Consider the following 7,787-nt stretch of genomic DNA (forward strand, 5'->3'; position numbering starts at 1 on the left):
TAAGAGTTGGATTGATCGTCTTTTGGTATCTGAAAGTTAGTTTTTTCCCAGACACTTTTGTGTACGTGAAATTTTATATTAATTAACTAAAAATATTATTCTTATTTATCTTCATAGCCCTTTGGGTGGCTCTTGTGCCAGTTCCAAGCAGTTGCGATAACGTCATCAACATTTTCATGCTTTGGCTTCCAGCCTAGAACTTTACGTGCCTTACTTGAATCGGCAACTAATGAGTCAGGATCTCCGCCTCTTCTTGGTCCAATAGTGTAAGGGATGTCAATGCTAGTAACTTTCTTAGCAGCTTCAAGAATTTCTAAGTTTGAGTAGCCTTGAGCAGTACCTAAGTTAAAGACATCAGACTTGTTAGTTTCCATTACGTGCTTAAGAGCTAAGATATGGGCGTCAATTAAGTCTTCAACTTGAACGTAGTCACGGACATTAGTACCGTCTTTAGTGTCATAGTCGTCACCAAAAATAGTAAAGTTGCCATCACCAGAAATAGCACTCTTTAAGATATTTGGAATCAGGTGAGTTTCAGGACCGTGATCTTCACCAATTGAGCCGTCGCTTGAAGCACCAGCAACATTAAAGTAGCGAAGAGCGATAGACTTAATGCCGTCAGCGTTGTCAGCCCAGTGCATAATCTTTTCCATCATCATCTTGGTTTCGCCATAAGGATTGATTGGATCAAGTGGTGTATCTTCAGTAATCGGTAAAGTCTTTGGAATACCATAAGTAGCAGCGGATGAAGAAAATACTAGGTATTTAACTTTAGCGTCATCCATTGCTTGAAGAAGAGAAATCATACCTGAGACATTGTTGTCGTAGTATTTCAAAGGTTTCTTAACTGATTCAGGAACTAATGAGTAAGCGGCAAAGTGCATTACTGCATCGATCTTTTCATCACGCAAAATCTTTGATACTAAGAAAGTATCTTCGATGTCGCCTTGATAAAACTTGGCTTTAGGATCAACAGCTTTTCTGTGACCAGTGTACAAAGCATCTAAGACAACAACGTCATTGCCTTCTTTAACTAATTCACGAACAGCATGTGAGCCGATATAGCCCGCACCACCGATAACTAAAACTTTCATGTGTATAACTCCTTTAATAGTTATTAACTTTTTACTGAAATCGATTACATTGTAACACATAATTTAGTAAATGATTTACTAAATACGATAAAATATTTAAAATTAATTGAGTATAAATGAAAATTCGTGATCTAATTCTGGATTAATATGATAAGCACTCTCAACATCAGAGCCCCAACTATCGATTCCGCCAACGCCTCGAACTGCACCTGCAATTACTAACACAGTTCTGCGAACAAGTGGTAATTCCTCAATATGGGTGGCATTTTCGAGTTCTTCAGCGGTATAAGGCAAACAACTAAAATTGAATGGCTTTTTATCTTGTAGAATTGATAAACTGAATTTTTCATTTGTTTGATCAGAATTATTTTGAGTGGCTTCACGGTTAATAACTAACTTTTTAGTTTGCATGTGCATGCCATTTTCTTGCGGAACCAGATATTTGGTAACCGGTAATCCATCGATATGGAAACGACCTTCTTTAGCTCCGGCCATTCTATCAGGATAAGTTTCGCCGGATAAACCTTCATAATCGAATCCAGTAGCGGCAGTTGGCATAATTAATCGAATACCAATCACAGGTAAGGGTGATAATCCCTTCTTACCATAATAATGCATCGTGACTTTAATGTGACCGACATCATCAATATTATAGATGATTTTTGCATTTGTTGCAGGGATAGTTAAAGTTTGATAAGTAAATGAAATTTGAGCACTGCTTGCATATTCGTGATTGCTGAATTTATTGTTAAATGGAGCAATAGGTAATTCAGGAAAATCATGTTCATCTACTTTTAAATGAATATCAGTACATTTAGTGAACATATCGGCTCCGAGCCATTGAGCGGCCTTTAGATTGAACCCGCTGCCGCGATCGTTATCTGTAGTTGCTCGCCAAAAAGTGGGAGTAGGTACACGATAAAGCCATTCTTTGCCGTGTACTTTTAAAGATTCAAGTCCGCCGCGCTCATAACTAAAGATATATTGAAAATCTTGGCCATTCACGCCAAATGTGCCATCGCCGTAAATAATATGCAATTTTTTATTTGTGTAATCCATAGTAGTATCTAACCTCCTGCATTGCTGGTTTGGGTGTGCGGTCTGCGAACATTAAACCGTCGCCAGAGAATTCATAATCGGAGTGACGATCATCAAAGTCGCCACCGTAACGCAATACGTCCTGTCCGCTGACTGGATCATGCACAAACAGAGCCTGATCGATGAAATCCCAGATAAAGCCGCCCATGTACTGAGGGTATTTATCAATTAGCTTGATGTAAGAGCCCATGCCACCGTCGGAGTTGCCCATATCGTGCATGTATTCACATTCGACAAGTGGCTTTTTAGGATTTTGGAGATATTCTTCTGCCTCTTTAGGTGGCAAATACATACAGCTTTCAAGGTCTGAGATTTCTTTCTTAAATTCTGGTGCATGGAAGACGCCTTCGTAGTGGGTGAGGCGAGAAGAATCGTGATCTTTGTAGAATTTGTTCATAGCGGCGATGTTGCTGCCGGCATATGATTCGTTGCCAAGTGACCAGAATAAGATTGCAGTGTGATTCTTGAAGGTTTCATAATTGCTGCGGGCACGGTCGACGACGACTTCACGCCATTCGGGGATGCTGCCGGGTACATTGGAAGTAGCTTCAACTTGGCCTAACTTTTGCCAGGTACCGTGGGACTCCAAATTGTTTTCCGCCATCATGTAAATTCCGTTTTGATCGCAGAGATAGTACCAAGGAATTTGATTTGGATAGTGGCAGGTTCTAACGGCATTGATGTTGTTGTGTTTAAAGGTAGCAATGTCTTGCTTCATGTCGGCTAGGGTAATGCTGCGGCCACGCTTAGCATCCCATTCGTGACGATTAACGCCGTTGATGATTAATCTTTTGCCGTTAAGCAAAACCACATGATCCTTGGTAATTTCAATTTTTCTAAAACCAAATTGGTAAGGAATAAGTTCAACTAATTTGCCATCTTGGTCATGAACTTCAATGATTAATTGATAAAGGTATGGATCATGGTTGTCCCATAGGTGAACATTGGCAAAAGTTTCGTTTTCAATTTCAACGGTTGATTTAAGTGGCAACTTTTTATTAAGCAAAGTTTTGCCATCGATGTCTTCAACTAAGACGTGGACATTGCCACTGGTTTTACCCATAAAGTGCAATTTAGCGTTGAAGACACCGTCATGGTAATCATTAACAACAGTTGGTTTGATATCTAGATCCATTAGATGAGTCCGAGGTAAGGCTAAGAGTTCAACTGAACGAAAAATACCGGAGAATCTAAACATATCTTGATCTTCTAGCCAGGAAGCAGTGCTGTGTTTGAAGACCTCGACAGCTAAGATGTTGTCTTTTGCTTGAATGTGAGGTGTAAGATCGAATTCGGAAGGTGTGAAACTATCTTCGGCGTAACCGATGAAGTGACCGTTGAGATAGACATACATGGCCCGTTCAACGCCTTCGAATTGAATATGGATGTCATGGCCGGCTAAAGCAGGATTTAAGTCAAAGTGTTTAAGATATGAACCGACTGTGTTGTCTTTTCCTTGACTAAAATCGCCATTCTTGATGCCGCGCCCCAGGGTATAGGCAGGCTTACGATAGATTTTGCTTTCCCAGGGATACAGAATGTTAGTGTATTGATTTTGGGCGTAGCCGTTTAATTCAATTTCACTAGGAACGGGGATGGTGTCAAAGGAAGATGAGTCAAAGCTGCGTTTGTAAAAATCAATGGGCCGGCTTTGAGGATCTTTTGAAAAATGAAACTGCCAGGCACCGTTGAGGCTTTGTTTAAAACTGCTGCTGTGGTTTTGCCATTCACGGTAATCTTTGTAAAAGGGATGATCACTGTGAGCTGGCAGTTGATTAATCCTGAAGACTTCGGGATCATCAAGCTATTTGATATTTGCTTTCATGATAAGACCTAGTTTCTATAAAAAAATATATTTTGAAAACGGTTTTATTATAACACCAAATTAAATAATTTATCAAATAAATAAATAATTTAGTAATATAAAGTAAATAAATTAATTGACAAATCTCGAGAAAAATATTTTTGAATAAAATTGATCTTTATTGGAATTAAGTAAATATTTTGTATAATAAAGACAGGAATATTAGTAAATGGGAAAGAAATAATTATGACAACTATTAAAGAAATTGCACAAAAGTCGGGGTATTCTTCTGCGACTGTTTCGCGGTTGCTCAATAATGATCCTAACTTATCGATTACTGCAGATACCAAAAATAAAATTTTAGAAATTGCTAATAAGCTTGGTTATTGGAAAGACCACCAAGAAAAGGAAATTAAGCCTACAATTGCGCTTCTTTACCGCACTAACCATAAAGAACAGTTGCAAGATGAGTATTTTACTTCTTTAAAGCAAACCTTGGTAGAAACCGTTAAGCAAGAATCAATGAAGATGAAGACCTTTTACAATGCGGCTGACTTAATTGAAAATGCCTCATTGTTCCAAGGTTTTATTGGAGTAGGAGCAGCGCCAATCGAAAATGCTGAGTTGGTAAAATTGCACGAAGTTTTACCAAATGGGGTGTTTGTTGATACTAATCCAGCTCCCGAATTGTTCGATTCAATTAGACCTAACTTAACTTTAACAGTTAAGAATGCTATTGATTTGTTTATTAAAAACGGCTATGAATCGATTGGCTTTATTGGTGGTGTTGGCCCTAAGCATGATCATATTCAAGAAAATGATCCACGTTCCGTTGCCTTTGCGGAATATATGAAGGTTCGCGGAAAAGATGACAGCAACATGTTCGTTTCAGGACCATTCAGCGTTGAAAATGGTTATAAGCTTGGCAAAGAAGTAATAGAGAAGTGCAAGAACAATTTACCAGATGCATTTTTAATTGCTTCTGATACATTAGCAGTCGGTGTTTTACAGGCCTTTAACGAAGAAAATATTAACGTACCAAAAGATACCGCAATCTTGAGTATCAATAACAGTAATGTAGTGAAGTACGTATCACCACCACTTTCTTCTTACAACATCAACCAGCAGGAAATGATTGATTTAGCTTTAACTATGCTGACCAATTTAATTATTCAACCTGATCGTGCGCATATTGATGTGAATATGAACACTAACTTGGTGGTACGTAAAAGCTTTATTCCTAAAGGTGAGTAAATTTTTTAGTAAATAAAAATTTTTCATTTTGAATATTTTGAAAAAAGAATGCTGAAGCATAGCATTCTCTTTTATTTTTACTCTAAGTAAATAGTTTAGTTATATTAAATAAATAATTTACCAAAACTGATACTAAGCGTATACTCAGATATGTAAGCGATTACAGATGATAACAATTTAGGAGGAAGCATTATGACAAACAGTCATAAAATTCAGGGAAACAAATAATTTCCTATGCATCATTCTGTCTGGGTAACTTAGGACACGCAGCTTTTTATGGTGTAATGAGTACATACTTTATTATTTTTATTACTAGCGGAATGTTCAGTGGGCTAGAGCAATCAGTAGCTGATAAATTGATTGGTTTAATCACTGGCTTAATGGTAGTGATTAGAATTGTCGAGTTGGTTATTGACCCAATCTTGGGCAACATAGTTGATAATACCAAAACAAGATGGGGGAAGTTTAAGCCATGGATTTTCTTGGGTACTGTAGTTAGTGCAGTATTATTATTAATTTTATTTACTGGAATCTTTGGCTTAGCGCAAAGCAATTGGATTCTTTTCGCTATCTTATTCGTAATTATCTACATCGGTTTTGATATCTTCTATTCATTATCCGATGTTTCATATTGGGGTATGGTTCCGGCTTTAAGTGAAGATTCACATGAGCGTGGTATTTATACTTCATTGGGTGCCTTTTCAGGTGCTATTGGTTGGAACGGTTTAGCAATTATCGTTGTTCCTTTAGTAACTGGGGTAACTTATGCAGTTACTGGTAAACATGAAGAAGGCGCACCAGGTTGGCTTGCCTTTGCGGCCGTAATTTCAGCTTTAGCAATTGTTTGTGCCATTATTGTTTGCTTAGGTACTAAATAAAAGCACAATTTAATTAGAAATTCAGCCAAGCAGAAAACTACTTTGCCTCAAGTCTTCAGTGCTATTTTCCATAACGATCAAATTCTTTGGCCAAGTTTAGCCTACTTAGTCTTTTCACTTGCTAACACTATTACTAACGGGGTTTTGTTCTACCTGTACAAGTTTGTCATTGACGAAGATGATAAGCCATTCCCAGGAAAGGGATTCGCAATCAAACCAAGTGCCGGCAAGATCTATGCACCATTCGATGGTAAGATTAGATTTACCTTTGGTACAAAACACGCCTTTGAGATTATCTCAGATAATGGCTTGCAAGTAGTCGTCCACGTTGGTCTTGGAACAGTAAACTTGCGTGGTGAAGGCTTTGAAACGTATTATGATGATGGACAAGAAGTCAAGAAGGGCAACCTATTACTAGAATTTGATCGTGATTTGGCTCTTAAGAATGGCTACAAGGATACGATCGTTACCTTCTACACTCAACCAGGTAGAATTAAAAAAGCTAGTCCAATTAAAGCAGGTTCTACTGTAAAACACGGTGATGAAGTAGTAGAAGTCCAGTTTAAGTAGAGTTTTAAAAATGACAAAAACATTATCACGTTTTCTTTATGGTGGGGACTACAATCCCGATCAATGGACAGAAGAAACATGGCCTGAAGACATTAAGGTCTTTAAAAAGGCAGATTTAAATTCAGCTACAATTAATATTTTCTCTTGGGCAGTTCTTGAACCTAGAGAAGGAGTCTATGACTTTTCTAAATTAGACAAGATCGTTCAAGAATTATCTGATGCAAACTTTGATATTGTGATGGGTACGGCAACAGCCGCAATGCCAGCCTGGATGTTTAAAAAGTATCCGGATATTGCAAGAGTTGATTACCAAGGCAGACGTCACGTCTTTGGTCAGCGGCACAATTTCTGTCCGAACAGCAAGAATTATCAAAGACTGGATAGTGAGTTAGTTAAAAAATTGGCCCAGCACTACGCTGACAATCCGCATATCGTAGTTTGGCACGTGAACAATGAATACGGTGGCCACTGCTACTGTGGAAATTGTCAAAACGCCTTCCGTGATTGGTTGAGAAACAAATACAAGACCTTGGGTGCGCTCAACAAGGCTTGGAACATGAATGTTTGGAGTCACACGATTTATGACTGGGATGAAATTGTTGTTCCAAACGAGTTGGGGGATGCATGGGGGCCAGAAAGTAGCGAAGCCATTGTTGCTGGCCTTTCAATCGACTACTTACGCTTTCAATCCGAAAGTTTGCAAAACCTCTTCAAGATGGAAAAGGCAGTCATCAAGAAGTACGATCCTGAAACGCCTGTAACTACTAACTTCCACAGTTTGCCAAACAAGATGATTGATGGCATGTGGTTGAAGAAGAAAAATAGCTTATAAAAGTACACTATTAGAAAACGTTTTCTAATTATGATAACTTATAAGTGTAAAGAAGTTACTTATACTTGGTAGGTGTTTAAAATGATAATGGGTTTTGTATATATTATTGCTTTAGTTATCTTTTTTGTCTGGTTAGTTAAATATTTGAGAAAAGTTATTGATAAAATTAATAATCCTTAATAATAAAAAGCCCCCTGACGAATGAAGTGCCTCATAATTGTTAGACATAAAATCTAATAATTATGAGGTATTTTTTT

General features: G+C 37.8%; 4 protein-coding genes and 2 pseudogenes. 3 read left to right on the forward strand and 3 right to left on the reverse strand.

What is annotated here, in order from left to right:
• Positions 1–101: 101 nt before the first annotated feature.
• The 3 genes from galE to CP370_RS08620 all read right to left on the reverse strand — a co-directional run bounded on the left by galE (position 102) and on the right by CP370_RS08620 (position 3,972).
• Positions 102–1,094: a UDP-glucose 4-epimerase GalE gene (gene galE / locus CP370_RS08610; RefSeq protein ID WP_014567662.1), complete on the reverse strand. Its 993-nt coding sequence runs from the start codon at positions 1,092–1,094 to the stop codon at positions 102–104.
• Positions 1,095–1,196: 102 nt separating this feature from the next.
• Complete coding sequence (locus CP370_RS08615) at positions 1,197–2,153, reverse strand: beta-galactosidase small subunit (protein ID WP_061204852.1); 957 nt, start codon at positions 2,151–2,153, stop codon at positions 1,197–1,199.
• Positions 2,137–3,972, reverse strand: a complete 1,836-nt coding sequence (locus tag CP370_RS08620; protein WP_223657928.1) for a glycoside hydrolase family 2 TIM barrel-domain containing protein — start codon at positions 3,970–3,972, stop codon at positions 2,137–2,139. The genes CP370_RS08615 and CP370_RS08620 overlap by 17 nt, the downstream gene beginning before the upstream one ends.
• Before the next feature lie 270 nt (positions 3,973–4,242).
• On the opposite strand from CP370_RS08620, the gene CP370_RS08625 reads away from it, so the two are divergent.
• From CP370_RS08625 to CP370_RS08635, 3 genes and pseudogenes are all read left to right on the forward strand, one after another.
• Positions 4,243–5,250, forward strand: coding sequence for a LacI family DNA-binding transcriptional regulator (locus CP370_RS08625; RefSeq protein ID WP_087235793.1), 1,008 nt, complete (start codon positions 4,243–4,245; stop codon positions 5,248–5,250).
• Between the two features lie 192 nt (positions 5,251–5,442).
• Positions 5,443–6,698 (forward strand): annotated as a pseudogene (locus tag CP370_RS08630) (glycoside-pentoside-hexuronide (GPH):cation symporter).
• A 10-nt stretch (positions 6,699–6,708) separates the two neighbouring features.
• A pseudogene (locus CP370_RS08635) lies at positions 6,709–7,521 on the forward strand (beta-galactosidase); the annotation flags it as partial.
• Positions 7,522–7,787: the final 266 nt, after the last annotated feature.

The sequence above is a fragment of the Lactobacillus sp. UMNPBX19 genome (assembly GCF_002553805.1).
Taxonomy (GTDB): domain Bacteria; phylum Bacillota; class Bacilli; order Lactobacillales; family Lactobacillaceae; genus Lactobacillus.